The following is a 17,938-nucleotide window of genomic DNA, read 5'->3' as shown; positions in this document are numbered from 1 at the left end:
GGCTTCCTCCGCCTTTTGCAGCAAACCACGACAAATCTTGCGACTTGCGGCCGTCCTCGTGTGCTTGATTCTTAGGGACTTTGGACTATTATTCTGCTCGCAAAATTCGGAGCGCATGGCGGGGATCTCCCGCCCCAGACAATGACGCTCCGGCGGTCGGAACGGGTGTTTCAGTTATGGAAGAGGAAGAAGAAATCGCGGGGTGATCAAAAACCCCGATGCCCCGCTCGCACCACCTAGCAAACGGCCGCGAGCCCACCCGCCCCACCCATCACTCGCAATTCTCGCTCGTCCCACCATTGAACCAATCGACGCGATCGGCCTCGGTTCCGAGACCGGACGCGTGAACTCAGTCTTCGAGATCAGGCGGCACGCCGCCCGGTCCCGAGCATTCGCAAGCACGAAGGAAACGCCATGACCGCCGACCTGTCCTTTATCAGAAATTTCGGAATCTGCGCCCACATCGACGCCGGCAAGACGACCGTCTCCGAACGCATCCTGTTCTACACCGGCAAGAACTACAAGATGGGCGAAGTGCACGAAGGCACCGCGACCATGGACTTCCTCCAGGAAGAGCAGGAGCGCGGCATCACCATCCAGTCCGCCGCCACCACCTGCCCCTGGACCCGCAGCGGCAAGGAATACAAGCTGAACCTGATCGACACCCCGGGCCACGTCGACTTCACCATCGAAGTCGAACGCTCGCTTCGCGTGCTCGACGGCGCGGTCGCCGTGTTCGACGGCAAGGAAGGCGTCGAAGCGCAGTCGGAAACCGTCTGGCGTCAGGCCGACCGCTACAAGGTCCCGCGCCTCTGCTTCATCAACAAGATGGACAAGCTCGGCGCTTCTTTCGATTTCTCCTACGAAACGATCAAGACGCGCCTCGGCGCCAACGCGCTCCCGCTCCAGTGCCCGATCGGAAACGGAAATGAATTCCAGGGCATCATCGATCTCGTTTCGATGCGTGCTTACTACTTCGAAGGCGACAAGGGCGACAAGGTCACCGAACGCGACATTCCCGAGGATCTCAAGGAATACGCCGACAAGTGGCGCCACGAGCTCCTCGAGAAGGCCGCCGAACTCGACGACGACCTGATGCACAAGTACCTCGAGGGCCAGGTCCCCACGCAAGAGGAGATCCGCAAGGCCGTCCGCAAGGGCGTGGTCTCACGGGCGGTTTACCCGGTGCTCTGCGGCGCCGCGCTCCGCAACATCGGCATCCAGCGCCTCCTCGACGCCGTCGTCGATTACCTCCCCTCTCCGACCGAAAAGCCCGACGTCGAAGGCACCGATCCGCGCGACAAGAACGTCCGCCTCACCCGCCCGCACGATCCGGCGGCGCCCTTCAGCGCGCTCGTCTTCAAGGTCGTCAGCGATATGCACGGTGACCTCACCTACATCCGCGTCTACTCCGGCACGCTCACCAAGGGCACGCGTCTTCTCAATCCGGGCAACGGCAAGAAGGAAAACGCCAGCCGCATCTTCGAGATGCACGCGCAGAACCGCATCCCCCTCGAGCAGGTGACGGCGGGCAACATCGTCGCCGTCGTCGGCATCAAGGACTCATACACGGGCGACACCCTGTGCGACGCCGATGATCCGATCCTCCTCGAGCGCATGTTCTTCCCCGAGCCCGTGATCGCGATGTCGATCGAGCCCAAGACGACCGAAGACAAGCGCAAGCTCTCCGAGGCGCTCGGCGTCATCCGCCGCGAAGACCCGTCGTTCCGCTCCAACTACAACGAGGAAACCGGCGAGACCATCATCGCCGGCATGGGCGAGCTCCACCTCGAAATCATCAAGAACAAGCTGACCCGCGACATGAAGATCAACGTCGCCGTCGGCAAGCCCAAGGTTTCGTACCGCGAGGCCATCACCAAGAAGGCCGAGTACGTGCGAGGCAAGTTCGTCAAGCAGACCGGCGGTCGCGGTCAGTTCGGTGACTGCACAATCCACCTCGAACCCTTCACGGCCGAGCAGGCCGCGGCGGAGGAACTCGATTTCTCCGACAACATCGCCGTCGTCAACGAGGTCGTCGGCGGCTCCATCCCGAAGGAGTACATCCCCTCCGTCGAGTACGGCATCCGCCAGACCTGCATGACCGGCGTCAAGTTCGGCTACCCGATGATCAACGTCAAGGCGACGATCGTCGACGGTTCGAGCCACGCGGTCGACTCGTCGCAGGTCGCCTTCGAACAGGCCGGCCGCCTCGCCGTCATGGAAGCGACCGAAAAGGCCGGGCCGGTTCTCCTCGAGCCGATCATGAAGGTCGTCGTCACCGTTCCCAACGACTACCTCGGCAACGTGACGGGCGATATTTCTTCCCGCCGCGGCATGATCATCGACACCGATGACCGCGGCGTCGTCAAGCTCGTGACGGCGGAAATCCCGCTCGATCAGCTCTTCGGCTACACGACCTCGCTGCGAGGCATGTCGCAGGGTCGCGCCAGCGCCACGATGGAGTTCCTCGAGTACCGCCCGATGCCGCGCAGCCTGCAGGAAGCCGTTGTCGAAGCCGACCGCGGCGGCAAGGCCGGCAAGAAGTAATCAGTTCCTTCAACTTGTTTCAATCAACCGGAGCCGAAGGGCTCCGGTTTTTCTTGCTGCGCATCATTGTTTGGCCCATGTTGGAAGATGCCCTCGCATCCAAGCCGCAATGGAGCCGACGTCAAGCACGATCAGCAACGAGAGACTGATCCAAAGCGGACAATACCTACCAATGAAATCAGGGAGGAAGTAGAACGCCGCTGCCAGCAGCAATCCGCCTACAAACCACAAGACAAGGATCGGAGCTGTCGAGGCGCGCAGGGTCGATCTTGCTCTTCGAGACGGCGGCTCACCCATGTGAAGCAATCGCGTCCAACTCTCGCACGCTCCCGCCGCAAGCGCAAACACAAGCGCCACGACACTAATTGCCGACGGATGCATGGAGCGGACAAGGAGGACTTCGCCGAGTCGTTCGCTTAGATAAGCCTCGCGCCTCGCGTTAAATTGTGCGACCTCGCGCTCGAGCAAGATCGAAGACCAATCAGTTCTCAGCAACCAGTCTGAGGTTGTGAATCGAGATCCCCGTTGCGGTCCCGTTGGCGACTGAACGTGGAATTCGCCTTCGATCGAATAGCTTGGGCCATTTGAGCTGGGAGCCCAAATACCTCGATAGTGATGCACGACATGTGCATTCACTGAAGTGACAGGCACCGGCGAGTACGCAAGCCCCCGCGCAAAGAACGTGACGGCAAGTACCGCCGCCAATTGAGGCAGCAAAAGCACGGCAACGGTCCATCGCCATTCAGCGCCAACGGATGGGAGATGCCAAGCAACCTTTGGTCTTTGCTTCGTCGAGGTCATGGCCCCATCCGCAGCAACCGCCCGATCGACCGCAACACCCCGCCCTGTGGCGGCTGCCTTTGACGCTGATGCTCCGGCAGCCCCGCCCTCGCCGCCGCGGCACTCTCAAATCCCGCGCCCTCCTTTAGCCCGATCGCGAACCACTCATCCAGCACCGGATCAAGACTGCTGACAACCTGGCTCGGCGAAACCCCCATCGTCCGCGAGTCGAGTCCGGTCAGGCAGCGAAAGAGCACTTCGACCACGCTCCTCACTTCGCCCCGGATCTCATCCTCCCGCGCGGTGCGTGCGTCGCGCAAGCCCTTCGCGGCAATCCGGGCCCAGCCGAAATGCTCGATCTGCACCCGCCCCTGCCGATCCACCAGGATTTGCTTCGCTGCGATCGGCCCGTTGTAGACCCGACCGCCGTGCATGTCGTCCATCGCGTGCAGGATGTGATCCGCCGCCGCTTCCACTTCTTCCGGTCCCAGCCGAGTCCCGCGCGAGGTCGCCAACGTCTCGAGCGTCACCTGTCCCGACGAATTGCCGAAGTAGGGCGTGACAATCACCACACGGTTTCGTTCGTCACGAACGACTTCTTCGATCGGCGCGATGTGCGCCACGCGCATCGAAGACAAAATCGAGCTCATCTCGATCTGGTCACGAGCGTCCAGCAACCCGCCCTCGCCAGGAGTGTGCGCCACGTGGGCCGAGAGCGTTTCAGCACGCTTCACAAGCACGCGATCCGCGGCGGCACCAGCCTCGAGCGGACGCACCACGCGGTAATGATCGGAGAGGTTTTTCAGCGATTCGACGCCCGACATCCGCATCATCGTATTCGATACCCGGTTCAGGGCGGCAGGGCCCCACTGGTTTTGGTGAGCCGGCGGAGATGTATTCCGAATGTGCGAGCCGCGCGGGCAAACGCTCGAAAGAAGCCGGGATATCCGGTGAAATAGGCGCGGCGAAACGCCGTTATCCAAATGGGGTCGCCGACGCCGACCGGAACTTTCATGAAGGATGCCGGAGCTCCGTGGCCGGCCTTTGGAGGAATCACTATGTCGTCGCGCGTTCTCAAGTCCGTTTTGTTCGCGCTCCCCGTGCTCGCTGTCGCCTCGCTCGTTCAGGCGGCGCCCGTCTCCGCTGCACCATCAACCAGCGGCCCGACAGTCAAGCAGTCGGATACCACAACCGCGAAAAAGCACAAGAAACACAAGAAGCACAAAAAGCACAAGAAGCCGGCCGCGAACACCAAGTGACCGCGCCAAACAGCTGATTGATCGCCGGGCCTCGCGGGGTTCAGCGAGCGTGGGACGAGAAAAGCCCCGACGAAATGTCGGGGCTTTTTCCTGCGCGGGTTTTGGGGTGCACTCACTTCCGCCAATGAGCCCCCAGCGAGCACAGTCAGTGCCGTTGACATGCATTTCAGGATGGCAAGGGAGGTACAGACCGGGGAAGGCGACGAAAGCACACGACCGGTCCACCGCAAGAAACAATGGATCGAAATTGCTCCGCTTGTGTTTGTCCTCCCCCGTTGCCCAACGGGGGAGGTGGCATCGCGAAGGCTTTGTGGAGCGATGACGGAGGGGGACTCGGTTCTCCCATGAATCGAAACGCGGAATCTGTCCACTTCACTGCGCGCATTCTCGAACCGATCCCATTCCGTCCTCCGCTCGTATGATTGGTCGGGCCGAACTCCGGTCCCCCAGAATCTGCACTCACCGCGTGAACGGAGACCCGCGATGTCCACACTTTCTCCCGCCGTCAAACCCAGCAAGGTGTCCGATCCGCTCCAACTGATCGACGTCGATCATGTCCAGTTCTACGTCGGCAACGCGAAGCAGGCCGCCTTCTTCTACGCGCACTGCTTCGGTTTCCAGATCGAGCAGGTCTGCGATCTCACGACCGGCAATCGCGACGCGGCACACTACCTCCTCACCCAGGGCAACATCCGCTTCATACTCAGCAGCCCCCTCGCCCCCGAGCACCACGCCTCCATGGAACTCGCCATGTACGGCGACGGCGTGAAGGATGTGGCCTTCACGGTCTTCGACGCCGAGGCCGCCTACGACCGCGCGATCAAGAACGGCGCCATGAGCGCCTACGAGCCCCGCGTCTACAAGGACGACAAGGGCACGGTCACGATGGCGGGTATCCGCTCCTACGGCCGCGTCTGCCACACCTTCGTCAGCCGCACCGGCGAATACGAACTGACCAAACTCAAGCAGGGCGGGCTCTTCATGCCCCGCTTCAAGCGGATTGACGGCGGCGCCGGCTCTGGTGGCACCGGCTCTGGTGGCACCGGTCTCCAGACCGGTGATTCCGTCGGCTGCGCCCCCCAGAGCGGTGTGGGTGGGGTGGGTAGCTCCGTCCTCGCCATCAACGAGTACAACAGGAAGCACCCCTGCGGCCTTAAGTACGTCGATCACCTCGTCGGCAACGTCGAACTCGGCAAGATGAACTACTGGGTCCAGTGGTACGAGAACGTGCTCGAGTTCAAGATGTTCAAGCACTTCGACGATGCCGACATCTCGACCGAGTTCTCGGCGCTCATGAGCAAGGTGATGGCCAGCGGCAATCAGCTCATCAAGATGCCGATCAACGAGCCCGCCGCGGGCAAAAAGAAGAGCCAGGTGCAGGAATATCTCGACTGGCATTGCAACACGCCGGGCGTCCAGCACCTCGCCCTCCGCACCGACGACGAGCTTCACTCGATCGCCGCCCTGCGCAGCCGCGGCGTCGATTTCCTCATGCTCCCCGAGGCCTACTACGAAAAGGTCTGGGATCGCGTCAACGGCATGCTCAAGCAGCACGGCCACGAAGCCGTGAAGGAAGACCACAAGAAGATCCGCGACCTCGGCATCCTCGTCGACGCCGACGACGAGGGGTATCTGCTCCAACTCTTTACGAAGCCCTTGCAGGACCGGCCGACGCTCTTTTTCGAGATCATCTGCCGCCGCGGCTCGCAGAGCTTCGGCAAGGGCAACTTCAAGGCGCTGTTTGAAGCCCTTGAAATGGAGCAGGGGAAACGCGGGAATTTGTGATCAGGGAGATCGCCGATGCCCACGGTTCTTCGTGTCGGTTCACTCATTTTCTACTCAAACGAAGGCCAAGAACCGCCGCACATTCACATCCGCAAAGGCGCAAAGACCTCCGACGCGATCGCAAAGTGGTGGCTCTCGCCCCCGACCAAGGCATACTCCCGCGGATTCACCGTCGCCGAGTCGCGAACAATCGAATCAACGGTCCGAACTCGAAGAAAGGAACTGCTCGATGCGTGGCGGAAACACTTTGAAGCGCAATGAAAGCCCGGCGCCGCGAATTGTCCACGCTGGAATCCGCCGCGTTCGAAAAGAGCGCATGCTTCTTATCAGTTTCGCCGACTCACGGGTCTTGGGTTTGCCATTGACGCTTTTTCCGACTCTGGCAGTCGCCGGCCCAGCAGCGAGAAACGACATTGAACTCATCGCCCGTGGCCACGGACTTCGGTGGCCGCAGCTTGATCTTGACTTATCCGCCTCAGGACTCTTGGCAGGAAATCCCGAGTTCACGGGATCTGCGAGAAAAGTTGCCACCGAGCGTCGGCTGAAGGATTACTTTCGCTTGCTTCAAGATTTCGCCAGCAAGAGTTTGGCGGGTTGACGCGGGAGAACGATACAAAATCGGCTTCACGCCCCACCGGTCTCTTTTACGCCCTCTCCGCCTACATCTGGTGGGGATTCGCGCCCGTTTATTTCCACGCTTTCATGCGTGTCCCGCCGTTTGTCGTCCTCGGGCACCGCGTCGTCTGGTCCGTCGCGCTGCTCGTGCTTCTCATTTCTTTCGAGCGCCAATGGCCCGATGTCCGGCGTGTGATCCGCGATCGCTCGCTCCGGCCGGTGCTCGCGGCTTCCACCGTCCTCATCGCCATCAACTGGCTCGTCTTCATCTACGCCGTCGGCACCGACCGCATCGTCGAATCCAGCCTCGGCTTCTTCCTCAACCCGCTTGTCACCGTCGTCCTCGGCATGGTTTTTCTCGGCGAGCGCCTCCGCCCTATGCAGTGGTGCGCCGCCTTCATCGCCGCCGCGGGCCTCGCCTACCTGACCATCGCCCGTGGCGGACTTCCCTGGATCACGATTACGCTCTCGCTCTGCTTCGCGATCTACTCCCTCCTGCGGAAGAAAGCGCCCGTCGCCCCGATGACAGGCGTCTTTGTCGAAACCGCGATCCTCTTTCCCGCGTCGTTCGCGTTTCTGCTCTGGGCACACACCCGCGGGTCCGCACACGCGTTCAACACGCCGCTCACGCTCGGGCTGCTCTCACTCGCCGGCATCGTCACCACCGTGCCGATGCTCTGGTTCATCGCCGCCTCGCGACGAATGCCGCTTGTCACCCTTGGTTTTCTTCAGTTCATCAACCCGACGATCCAGTTCGTAGTCGGCGTCGTGATCTTCCACGAGGCCTTCGACCGCGATCGCCTGATCGCCTTCTCGATTGTCTGGATCGGCGTGATTCTCTTCGTGCTCGATCTTGTCCGGCGCTCGGCCCGCGCAATCTCACAGAGCGACGTCGCCGCCGTGACCGTCATGGCCGAGCCGGAGTGACCCCTGCCCCAATCATCCCCCCACTCCGTGCCTGAGCGCGCGCCGGATGATCCCAAGCCCGTACTGGCTCGCCGCTTTGTTCACAAACACCCCGAAATCAACCGCGGCATGCTCGTTCGCCGAATCCGAAATCACCCGCACCACGCCGAGCGGCACACCCTGCTCGTAGCACACCTGCGCGACCGCGCCCCCTTCCATCTCGACGCACAACGCGCTCGGCACCTTCCGGCGCACCTCCTCGCGATCTTCGGCGCTCGCGACAAACCGGTCCCCGCTCGCGATGTCGCCGGAAAACACGCGGGGCGAAGGAATCCCGAGCTCCGCCGCGGCGGCCGACCCGATCGCCTCTTGAAAATCGTGGCGCACAAATTCCGCCGCACTCTGTTCGAGCGCTTCACGCAGCCGGGAATCGCATTCAAACGAACTCACATTGAGCAGCGGCAACTCGAGGGGTGGGACGAGCGGCGATGCATCCATGTCGTGCTGCCAGAGGCGCTTCCCCACCACGACGTCACCGACCCGTAGATTCGGGTCGAGCGCGCCCGCCACGCCGCTGAAGATGATCGACGAGACCCGGTGAACATCGATCAAGTGCTGCGCCGTCACCGCCGCGGCGACCTTGCCCATCCGGCTGAAGACCAGAACGATTCGCTTCTCTTCGAGTTCGCCGGTGTAATACGTCCTTCCCCCGTGCGCGTGCTCCGAGTCCCGCCGCATGGCGCGTGCGAGCAGATTCGCCTCTTCCGGCACGGCGGTCATGATCCCGATGGTCACGGCGTCTGCTCCGGAATTTGGATGGGCGCGAGCGCCTCGATCAGTTCCCGCACGCGGCCCCCAGCCTTCGGGCACAGCGACTGCATCTGCTCGCGCGTCCCGAGTCGAAAGTCGGCCCAATCGAACCCCGGAGACACCGTGCACCCGAGCAGCGCGTACCCGTCGCCCCCACCGCCCGCGCGAATCCGGCACCCCTGCCACACGCCCCGCGGCACAACCACCTGCGGCCGATCGCCCCGCTCCAGATCGCTTCCGATCCCCACGACCTGCGCGCTCCCGTCGGGAAAGATCTGCAGTTGCTCCACCGGATCGCCCCGGTAGAAATGAAACACCTCGTCGCTCTGAACCAGATGCATGCGCGAGACGCCCCCCGGCGCCAGCAGAAAGTAAATCTGCGTGCTGTGATTCCTGCCGCACGCGCGCGCGTCATACCGAACCGGCAGCGCGTCGCCCGGAATCATCTCGCCCGAACGATACGTCTCACGGAAATAGCCGCCCTCGTGCGGCAGCGGCACAAGACCGAGTGATTCGACGATTCTTTGAGCCTGCGCGTTGAGCACGAGGCCAGAGTATGGCATCACATCTAAGCGCGCCGGAGTTTTCGCAGCGAGTCGCGGGCTCTCACCACCGATTCGCTCTCCTCGGTCCGCAGCCTTCGAATGAGCTCTGCGATTTCCGGGAGCGCCGCGTCGGTCCGCTGTTCCAATCGCTCGCGCAATGTGGCAACATCGTGGAATCGTCCCAGATGGCGCGCCGCGCCGGCGATGATCTCTTCCTTGCGCTTCGTGCCGCGGACCCCGAGATCGCGAAGCGTGCGCAGCGAAATGCGGAGTTTCTTGAGATCGATCCTCAAGTCGTGCAGGGCCGCATCGGCCGGAAGCGGATGCGAGAGAACCTCGTTGGCTCGATCGATCCAGCGCCCCGCGCGACGCGCGACTTGCTTGCGGATCGTTGTTGGCTCGGTTTCTTCATCGACGCCGAGGCGAGCGCGCAGCTTCCGCAGGCGCGAGGGCGTCACTTTCGCCACATACTCGAGCAGATCGCGTTCATGGAGCGGCCGCTCCTCTTCGATCTCTCTCTGCAACCGGCGGGGTTGGCCCTCTTCGCCAAGCAATTCCGAGACGATCTCGACATGCACATCCAGGTCGCGCACGCGACCGGCACGCCGGCGAAGCTTTCGCAAAGTCTTCTGCAGCCTCTCCGCGGCATTCCTGTCGATCGCGCTCTCCAGAACGTCCAGTACAACACTGGCGGTGCGGCACGAACGCCTCAGCGCGTGCACTTTCTCCGGCGTCGCTTCGCGAGCTTCCATCAAGCGTTCCGCGGCATCGAGAACCTCTCCGACCGCCCGGCGCGCCAGCCGCGCAGGCTGCACCTCCAGCGTGCGTTGACCGGTTCTTTCGACCACTGCGGACAGCATTCGGCGCGGCACCTTCGGAAAAGGGCTGATTCGGCGTCCTTGCCGTCGACGTTCCACGCGCGAGCGTATAGGCAGCGTGGTGCAGCCCGCTCCGTGAAACTGGAGCGCCCGAAAGATTTCACACAACCCGTCGTCGTGGCGCAAAAACCGGGGTCAGCCGGATGCCGATTCCGCCGCCTTTGTGGAAATCCTGTGCATGGCTTGTCGACTGGCGCCAGCCCCGGCGAAGTGAACACCCGGAAGCCGAAAACACACGCGCACCCTGGCCCGTACTGCCCCCGTTCGCTACTTCGGAAATAGGAAAGTGAGATTGATCCGCAGACCCCACGTCGGCCCTTGAATCGGACTCTCCGCGTAGTAGCGTCCGCCAATCTGCAAACTCACCGGCTGCTCACCGACCCTGAAAATCTGGCTCACCATCAGGTTGAGCGGCACGGTCCATTGCTTCGCCGTCCAGTCGTATGTTGATTCGGTGTTGAGCGTGAGCGTGGTCGCGGTCGGCCACGTGTAGCTGAGAAACGGCTGAAAGTACGAAGCATTGATTGTGGGGTCGCCGTGCGGACCCGCAACCCGCCAGATGTGGTTCGCGAGAATTCCGTATGTCCAACCGTGATCCTGCTTCAGCACAACCGCGGTGGGCCCGAGACCGAACTGTCCTTGCCCGAGCTGCGAATCGGTCGCCGTCGGGATGTATTCAACCGGACCGATACCCCAGATGAGTCCCCACGGTCCCGGTTCCTTCGGCGAGAAAAATTGCGACGCCGTTGTATCACTGAGCCCGAACTTGTCGGACATTCCGGGCGCCGGCGCTTCCTGATACACCACCGGCACGATGGTTCGGAAGATGATGTTCCAGTCTTCGCTGATCGAAACCGGAATCACCGGCTGGATGTTGAGCGTGTATTTCCCCGCATCGTTCGGGCCGAAGCCTTTGTCGTAATTAAACTGAAACGGAACACTGATCAGATCGGCGACCGGGTTGTTCAGCTTCTTCGCCAGGTCATCGTCATCGCCGGAAGATTTGTTGGCCTGCTGCGAAGGCTTCGCATCGGCGCCTCCATCGAGATGGAACACCACCGACGTGTCGAGCGCGGTGAAGTCGCTCGCCGAAGCGACCCTCTCACCCGCGCCGCAGATCTGCGCAGTAAACACCGAGACCAACGAACCGCACACCGGAGCGATATTCCTCATCCGTCCTTCCTCTCTTCGCGCACGCGCTCAGCGTGTTCGATCCTACGCCAACCGCGAAATCAAGAACCGTCGACCGATTCGAACTTGATCGGCTGATCGAGCTTCTTTCGAGCGAGCCACAGCAGGAAATCCCAATCGAGCGCGGGACCGGGGTCGATCTTGTTTCTTTGAATGTTGCTGTGACCGAGCACGCCCTTGAATTCCGCCCACTCCTCGTCGGTCAAACAACGCGACAGCGTCGTGCTCATCGGGCCGCGCGGCGATTCGAGCGGTATCTCGGGCAGCGCGATGTGCAGCGCCGCCAGCAGAGAAGCGAGCGACGCGTACTGCTGCGCGGTGTAGTCCGCCTGCACAAGGATCTGCCCATGAACTTCGCCCCGCACGAAGTCGGACCGTCGCGGGCGCGCCACAAAACCCGGTGTCCGGATGCCGCCGTCCCCGAATTCCGGCGGCAGCGTCACGTAGAGCCCGCGCTCATCGCGAGTATACCACTTTTCAAGAACCGGGCTCTCGCTCGGGTACGCGCCGATGTTGGCGATCTCGATTCCGATCGATCGGCTGTTCGATTTGGTTGCGTGCCACGCGCGCTCCTTCACATCGAGCGTTTGGTAAATCGTGCCGTCGAGGTCCACCATGAAATGGATCGAGAGCCCGCGCACATCGTGCAATGTTCGGAAGCACTGGCGGCTCGTGCCGCTGGCGTCGTAGTGCAGAACGATCTGATCGATCTGCCCGCGCAGCTGGTTGAGACTCCAGTTTCCGCCGTGGGTTGTTTCCGCGAGCGGGGAGTCTTTGGCGCGCGAATCGAAACGCGCGGCGGGCTCGGCCTGTTGCGCTTTGTTACCGGTCGGAGTTGCGGGCGGCGCGAACCTCTTCTCCGTGCGGTAACCGTCGTATCCGCCGGGATCGGTCCACAACACAACCGGCGCGCCGGTGTGGATGAGCCTTCCGGCGATCACGATCTCGTCGCCGGTGCGACGCAATTCCGAGCCGACTTTCGGCTGCGATTCGCAGCCCTCGACGACGAAGATTGAGATCGCGATCGCGCAGCGCAGAGCTACGCGGGAACAGAATCGAACGAAGTTGTGCCGGCCAATTCGCGGGCTCATGTCACGCGCTCGCGGAAACAGCATCCGGATCGGTCGGTTTTCCCAAGGATCCCTCGCGCGCGGAGATCAGTGCCGCGGTCATCGCGTCGCCGGTGATGTTGATGACGGTGCGGCACATGTCGAGAATCCGATCGACGCCGAGAATGATCGCGATACCGGCCGGAGGAACGTGGATCGATTCGAGAACGATCACCATGAGGACGATGCTCGCTCCGGGCACCCCGGCCGTGCCGACTGATACCAGCGTGGCGGTCGCCACGATGAGAACCTGGTCGCTCAGGGTCAGCGGAATCCCGTAGAGCTGCGCGAGGAAAGTCGCGGCGACCGCCTGGTAGAGCGCGGTTCCGTTCATGTTGATCGTGGCGCCCAGCGGCAGAACGAAGCTCGCAACCGAGGCCGGAACTCCCAATCGCTTTTCGACGCACTCGATGTTGACGGCGAGAGTCGCGGCGGAAGAAGAAGAGGAAAACGCCAACAGCTGCGCCGGCGCGGTCGCGCGGAAGAACGCGCGCGGGCTCACGCGCCCCTTCGACAGCAGCAGCAGACAGAGCGGGAAAACCACAAACTGCACGGTGCCCAAGGCGCCGACCACGACGAGGCAGTAAACGGCGAGCGCGCGCAGAACGTCGAGCCCCATGCCCGCAACAACCGGCACGATCAGCGCGAACACGGCGTACGGCGAGAGCGCCATGATCGCCTGCGTGATGGCGATGAACGCATCGCTGAGCCCGGAGCATGCACGGAGCGCCTCGTGGGCGCGTTGCCCTGGCGCGACTCCCACCATGGTCAGCCCGATTCCGAGAAGAACGGCAAGCACGATGACCTGCAGCATCTCCGCATCTGCGAGCGCGCGGAACGGATTGGTCGGAACGAGATTGCGGATCAGGGTCCAGCCGCTGACGGCTTGCCCGGCCTTTTCCGCGGCGTCCACGCGCTGCGCGACTTCGGCGGCGCGGGCGCTTGCCATCGCCGTTCTTTGCTCCTCAGAGACAAACGTTCCCGGCCGGACAACATTTGACCACCCGAGACCGATGACCACCGCCAGAACCGTCGTCACCAGAAATACCAGCAGAGTCTGTGCGCCCAGCTTGCCCACTTTCCGAACATCGCCGAGGCTCGCAACGCCGACGATCAGCGAGAAGAGCGTGACGGGCACCGCGATAAATCGCAGCAAGCGGATGAACAGATCGCCCGCAAGACTGACTGCGTTGATCACAAAGCGAACCAGGGTCGCGGCCAAGCCGGCCTGGCCGTTCGCATCGCTCGCTTTCCCAGCGAGAAATGCCGCGGCATCTCCGACTCCGAGACTCTTCCAGGTTTCCGCGGTCCAGAACAGACTGCACGCGCCGCCAACGACAACTCCGAGCAACAGCGCGATGACGATCCGCCAGTGAAGTGCAAGCCTCATGCGCCGGACAGAATACCGCGCATCACAGCAACGGGTTCTTCGCGCCCTGCGTGTACTCGCAGGTCGGCGAGAGATTCGGCTGCGGGTTCACGAAGACGTCTGTGTACAACTCGCTCTCGTCCGGAACGGGCGACGACTCCGCAAAGTCGAGCGCGGCCTTGACCGTGGCCTTCACCTCGGACTGCAGCTCGATGAACTGCTGCTCGGTCAGCAAGGGTTTGCCGTCCGGACCCTTGCGATCTTCCATCAGGTGTGCCGCGAGCCGATCGATCGAGTCCTTCGCCTTGTACTGATCGACCTCTTCCTTTGTCCGGTACTTCTGCGGATCGGACATCGAGTGGCCGAGATAGCGATACGTCTTGAGATCGACGAATGCCGGCTTCTGGTTTTCGCGGCACCAATCGACCAGCGGCTTGAACGCGTCGTAGAGGTCAATCACATCGAGCCCGTCGATGATCTCGCCGCGGATGCCGTAGGCGTCGGCTTTCTTGCGAAGGTCTTCGGACATTGTCGTGCCGCGGCTGATGGATGTGCCCATCGAGTAGCCGTTGTTCTCGACGATGTAGATGACGGGGATGCCATAGAGCCCGGCGAGGTTCATCGCCTCGTGCAGCGCGCCCTGATTCAGGGCACCGTCGCCCAGATAGGCGAGGGCAACTTTCTTCTTCGCCTGCCCGCCGTCCACGCCCCGCTTCAAGACCTCGATTTCGTACTTTGCGGCGAACGCAAGCCCGGTCCCGAGCGGCGTCTGCGCGCCGACGATTCCGTGGCCGCCGAAGAGCCAGTTGGGCTTATCGAACATGTGCATCGACCCGCCCTTGCCCTTGGCACAGCCGGTGGCTTTGCCGAACATCTCGGCCATACAGGCCCCGGGGTCCATGCCCCGGGCCAGAGCGTGGCCGTGGTCGCGGTAGGCGGTGACAATCGGATCGTCGGGGTTCAGCGCCGCGATGGTGCCGACAGCCGTGGCCTCCTGGCCGGTGTAGAGGTGGCAGAATCCGCCGATCTTCGCCTGTTGATAGGCCTGCCCTGTTCGATTCTCGAACTCCCGGATGAGGAACATGTCCCTCAGCCAGCGGACGAGTGTTTCGGGGGGGAGACTGTCGGAAGCCCGGGGACCGCCCTTTTTGGTCGGCTGGGCGGCGGCTGATTTGGTGGTATTTGCGGACATATCGACGGGTGAATGAGCCAAGGAAGTCATCGGTGATAGGGTAGGTGAGCGAACCCGCTCTTTTCCGCGGGCTTAGAGTTTTGCATGGATACGGCGCCTCCCGGCCCAACCAGCCCTTCGCGCGATCACAGGGCATCCGAAGCGACAACCCCTTTCGCGGGCGGAAGCGTGCGGGTGCAGGCGGTCCCGGTGTTTTTGCCGGATCAGTCCGATCCCTCCGAGCGTGAATACGTGTTCGGCTACCGGGTGCGAATTACCAACTCGACCGATCGAATTGTGCAGTTGCTCGCGCGACGCTGGACGATCGTGGATGCGAACGGCAAGCTCCGCGAAGTGGAGGGCGAGGGTGTGGTCGGCCGGCAGCCGATTCTGGGCCCCGGTCAGTTCTTCCAATACGAAAGCTTCTGTCCGCTTCCCACACCATGGGGAACGATGGAAGGAGCGTTCTCTTTTCGGGCGCGCGAACCGGGACGAGCAGGTGAAACAGCATCGTCACTGCTCGACGGACCTTGGCCCGAGAACTTTGAGGCGCGAGTCGCGCGCTTCTACCTGGTTGCCGCGGAAAGCGAAATCGGGTCCGGTGCGAGCGCAAGAGCCTGACTCGCATCAGCGGTCGTTGCGAACCTGAATGTTCGAACCGGGGTGCTGACCGAATGTCGATGCTCGCAGGATTTCGACTGCGGTTTCGAGCTGCAGATCGAGGCCATCGGTGAGCAGCTTGTCGGGGTCGGGGAGCGCCGACTTCGATGAATCATCGCGATCGGTAGGCAAAATGTCGGCATTTCGGCGCAGAAGGATCGAATCCGTGGTTTGCTTCGGCAGCATCTCGATGGCGATGTTGGGCGTGATCCCCCACTCGCGCGCACCGGGTTTTCGGTGGATGATCCTGTAGCCGGGCGGCGCGGAATCGGGGATGGCGTAGTACTGCATCGTGAGTTTCATCGCGGCGTCGTCGGAGAGACCGAACACCTTCTGCACGCTGCCCTTTCCGTAGCTGCGCTGGCCCAGCACCATCACGTTGACATCACCGGTGCGCCCGTAGTGCTGGAGGGTGCCGCTGACGATCTCGCTCGCGGAAGCGGAGCCTTCGTTGATCAGCACAACGACGGGCGTTGTCTTCAATCTGGCGGTGTTGGATCTGGCCATCTCCGGACTCTCCGCGCGGCCGTTGGGGCCCTGCATGGCGACGACAACGCCGCTGTCGATGAACAAGTTGGCGACCTGCACCGCCTGATCGAGATAACCGCCCGGATTGAACCGCAGATCCATCACCAGGCCGCTAAGTCCTTCTTTCTGCATCTGGCTCACGGCGCGCCGGAGTTCCTCGGCGGTCTTCTCGCTGAATTGGGTCAAGCGCACGTAGCCGATGTGGTTGTCCCTATCGATGAACCAGTCCCAAGAATCCTCGCGTGCACCCTTGCGCTTCCAGCCCTTGACGGAGACCACGTTGATGAGCTGGCGATTGATCGCAAACTCCATCTCGCGGTATTTCTTCTCCGGTTTCGCGTCGTTGTCTTTCGGCGCTTCCACTGCCGACGGCTGCCCGCTATCCCCGGCGATCGCGTCGGCGGTCTGAGCGCTGTCGGTCTCGGGGCGATCGACCGAAAGAATCACCTGCGTGCCTTCGGGGCCGGTGATGTTGTCGACGACCTGATCGATCGACATGCCGTACGCGCTCTTGCCGTTGATCTTCTTGATGATGTCGCCGGCCTGGATCCCGGCGCGGAAGGCCGGGGTGCCCTCGAGAGGAGTCACCACGCGTACGTTGGACTGATCATCCAGTTCGATCTGCACGCCTACGCCGACAAACTTGCCCTGCGTGGTCCGGTTGAAGCGATTGAGCTCATCGGGCCAGATGATGGCGCTGAACTCATCGAGCTGATCGATCGCGCCGTTTCCGAATTCGTGGAGGATCGCCTCGGACGGAATCTTGGTGGTGCGATCGTTGACGGCGAGCAGACGGGTCAGGATCGCATCGATTTCTCCCACGCCCGGTTCGGTCACGCGCCCGAAGGCGTTTTTCTTCGGAGTTGCCAGCTGCTCGCGTTCGGTTCGCAGCGCGGTCAGCATGGCTTCCTTCGCGTTCTGATTGTCGAGCTCGGGGAATGCGCGGTGAAGGTCGTTGGTCGCGATCATGGTCTCGATTGCGATGATGCCGCCGGTCAGAAGCCGGCGCGTGGGAATCTGCTCGACGTGATCGGAGGAGCGGGCGATCGCACGCACCACCATGTCCTGATCGATGCCCTTGAGCTTCTGGTGGTAGTTGTCGCCGGTCGGGTTGTACGGCGGCAGTTCCTTCTCGCCTTCGGCCTTGAGCCGCTGGTTGCGCATTTCCCACAAACGCTCGGGCGTGTACATGCGGATCATCGCCAGCCGGCGCGATTGACGTTCGAGATCGGGCTTGTACTGCCCGGATTCTTCGAGGAGCGCATTCAGGAGGCTGAACATTTCGCTCGCGACCAACCACTCGCCGTTCTGCTCGGCCTTTCGCGCCGAGGCGTCCGCCAGTTCAACGAGTTTCTTGACTCGCGCGTCGGCGAGCACCGAAGGCTTGTCGGTGGACAAGACCCAGAGTTCCAGCGCGCTCCTCATCGCCTTCGCCAGACGAGCGGGCGTCAGGTCTCCTTGAAGGCGCTCGTCGAGTTCCTTATTGACTTCCGCGAGCCGTTCGATGCGGCGCTGATCGCGCTTGGCGAAGTTCTCGTCGAGCAGCTTGACCGACCGCTCCATCTCCGCACGCTGGTCGGCCCCGAGGGCGGGGTCGTCTGGGAGTTCGTGGATGTACGTCACGAAGTCGTCGAAGCGGCCGCTCTTGGCGATCCGCCACGCGCGCTGCGACCACTCGTTCGCATCGGCCTTCGCGGCGGTCTCACCGGCGAATACCACTGAGGCCGAATACGGCGCTCCGGACGCAAGGAGAAAAGCCCCGCACGCAAGCAGACGACCGAATCG

16 protein-coding genes are annotated in these 17,938 nt (G+C 62.4%); 7 read left to right on the top strand and 9 right to left on the bottom strand.

The window, feature by feature from the left end; genetic code table 11:
• Positions 1-414: 414 nt before the first annotated feature.
• The gene (gene fusA, locus KF691_08145; protein MBX3389411.1) at positions 415-2,547 is read left to right on the top strand and encodes an elongation factor G; all 2,133 of its coding nucleotides are present in this window, start codon (positions 415-417) and stop codon (positions 2,545-2,547) included.
• A gap of 797 nt (positions 2,548-3,344) precedes the next feature.
• Here the strand turns inward: fusA and KF691_08140 are convergent.
• Complete coding sequence (locus KF691_08140; GenBank protein ID MBX3389410.1) at positions 3,345-4,151, bottom strand: hypothetical protein; 807 nt, start codon at positions 4,149-4,151, stop codon at positions 3,345-3,347.
• Between the two features lie 234 nt (positions 4,152-4,385).
• On the opposite strand from KF691_08140, the gene KF691_08135 reads away from it, so the two are divergent.
• The 5 genes from KF691_08135 to rarD all read left to right on the top strand — a co-directional run bounded on the left by KF691_08135 (position 4,386) and on the right by rarD (position 7,913).
• Positions 4,386-4,586, top strand: coding sequence for a hypothetical protein (locus KF691_08135; protein ID MBX3389409.1), 201 nt, complete (start codon positions 4,386-4,388; stop codon positions 4,584-4,586).
• A 483-nt stretch (positions 4,587-5,069) separates the two neighbouring features.
• Positions 5,070-6,371 carry a 4-hydroxyphenylpyruvate dioxygenase gene (hppD, locus tag KF691_08130; GenBank protein MBX3389408.1) on the top strand — a complete coding sequence of 434 codons (1,302 nt, stop codon included), beginning with the start codon at positions 5,070-5,072 and terminating at the stop codon, positions 6,369-6,371.
• 15 nt (positions 6,372-6,386) lie between these two features.
• A complete protein-coding gene (locus KF691_08125) occupies positions 6,387-6,632 on the top strand; it encodes a DUF4160 domain-containing protein (GenBank protein ID MBX3389407.1) in 246 nt (81 codons plus the stop codon).
• Positions 6,601-6,969: a DUF2442 domain-containing protein gene (locus KF691_08120; GenBank protein ID MBX3389406.1), complete on the top strand. Its 369-nt coding sequence runs from the start codon at positions 6,601-6,603 to the stop codon at positions 6,967-6,969. The genes KF691_08125 and KF691_08120 overlap by 32 nt, the downstream gene beginning before the upstream one ends.
• On the top strand, positions 6,966-7,913 hold the full coding sequence (gene rarD, locus KF691_08115) for an EamA family transporter RarD (protein MBX3389405.1): 948 nt from the start codon (positions 6,966-6,968) through the stop codon (positions 7,911-7,913). The genes KF691_08120 and rarD overlap by 4 nt, the downstream gene beginning before the upstream one ends.
• A 12-nt stretch (positions 7,914-7,925) precedes the next feature.
• Here rarD and KF691_08110 read toward each other — a convergent pair whose 3' ends face one another.
• The 7 genes from KF691_08110 to pdhA form a co-directional block, all read right to left on the bottom strand.
• Positions 7,926-8,687 (bottom strand): 5'-methylthioadenosine/adenosylhomocysteine nucleosidase, encoded by a 762-nt coding sequence (locus tag KF691_08110; GenBank protein MBX3389404.1) that lies wholly within the window; start codon positions 8,685-8,687, stop codon positions 7,926-7,928.
• Complete coding sequence (locus KF691_08105) at positions 8,684-9,247, bottom strand: cupin domain-containing protein (GenBank protein ID MBX3389403.1); 564 nt, start codon at positions 9,245-9,247, stop codon at positions 8,684-8,686. The genes KF691_08110 and KF691_08105 overlap by 4 nt, the downstream gene beginning before the upstream one ends.
• Before the next feature lie 23 nt (positions 9,248-9,270).
• Positions 9,271-10,107, bottom strand: a complete 837-nt coding sequence (locus KF691_08100; protein MBX3389402.1) for a CHAD domain-containing protein — start codon at positions 10,105-10,107, stop codon at positions 9,271-9,273.
• 285 nt (positions 10,108-10,392) lie between these two features.
• Positions 10,393-11,298: a hypothetical protein gene (locus tag KF691_08095; GenBank protein ID MBX3389401.1), complete on the bottom strand. Its 906-nt coding sequence runs from the start codon at positions 11,296-11,298 to the stop codon at positions 10,393-10,395.
• Positions 11,299-11,357: 59 nt separating this feature from the next.
• Complete coding sequence (locus tag KF691_08090) at positions 11,358-12,407, bottom strand: N-acetylmuramoyl-L-alanine amidase (GenBank protein MBX3389400.1); 1,050 nt, start codon at positions 12,405-12,407, stop codon at positions 11,358-11,360.
• Position 12,408: 1 nt separating this feature from the next.
• Positions 12,409-13,815 (bottom strand): dicarboxylate/amino acid:cation symporter, encoded by a 1,407-nt coding sequence (locus KF691_08085; GenBank protein MBX3389399.1) that lies wholly within the window; start codon positions 13,813-13,815, stop codon positions 12,409-12,411.
• Between the two features lie 22 nt (positions 13,816-13,837).
• A complete protein-coding gene (pdhA, locus tag KF691_08080; protein MBX3389398.1) occupies positions 13,838-15,016 on the bottom strand; it encodes a pyruvate dehydrogenase (acetyl-transferring) E1 component subunit alpha in 1,179 nt (392 codons plus the stop codon).
• A 54-nt stretch (positions 15,017-15,070) separates the two neighbouring features.
• On the opposite strand from pdhA, the gene apaG reads away from it, so the two are divergent.
• The gene (gene apaG, locus KF691_08075; GenBank protein ID MBX3389397.1) at positions 15,071-15,586 is read left to right on the top strand and encodes a Co2+/Mg2+ efflux protein ApaG; all 516 of its coding nucleotides are present in this window, start codon (positions 15,071-15,073) and stop codon (positions 15,584-15,586) included.
• A 6-nt stretch (positions 15,587-15,592) separates the two neighbouring features.
• Here the strand turns inward: apaG and KF691_08070 are convergent, their stop codons facing one another.
• Positions 15,593-17,872 carry a S41 family peptidase gene (locus tag KF691_08070; GenBank protein ID MBX3389396.1) on the bottom strand — a complete coding sequence of 760 codons (2,280 nt, stop codon included), beginning with the start codon at positions 17,870-17,872 and terminating at the stop codon, positions 15,593-15,595.
• Positions 17,873-17,938 lie beyond the last annotated feature (66 nt).

This window comes from Phycisphaeraceae bacterium (assembly GCA_019636555.1).
GTDB lineage: Bacteria > Planctomycetota > Phycisphaerae > Phycisphaerales > UBA1924 > JAFEBO01.
The sequence above is the reverse complement of the archived record's forward strand: the minus strand, read 5'-3'. Positions and strand labels throughout refer to the sequence as shown.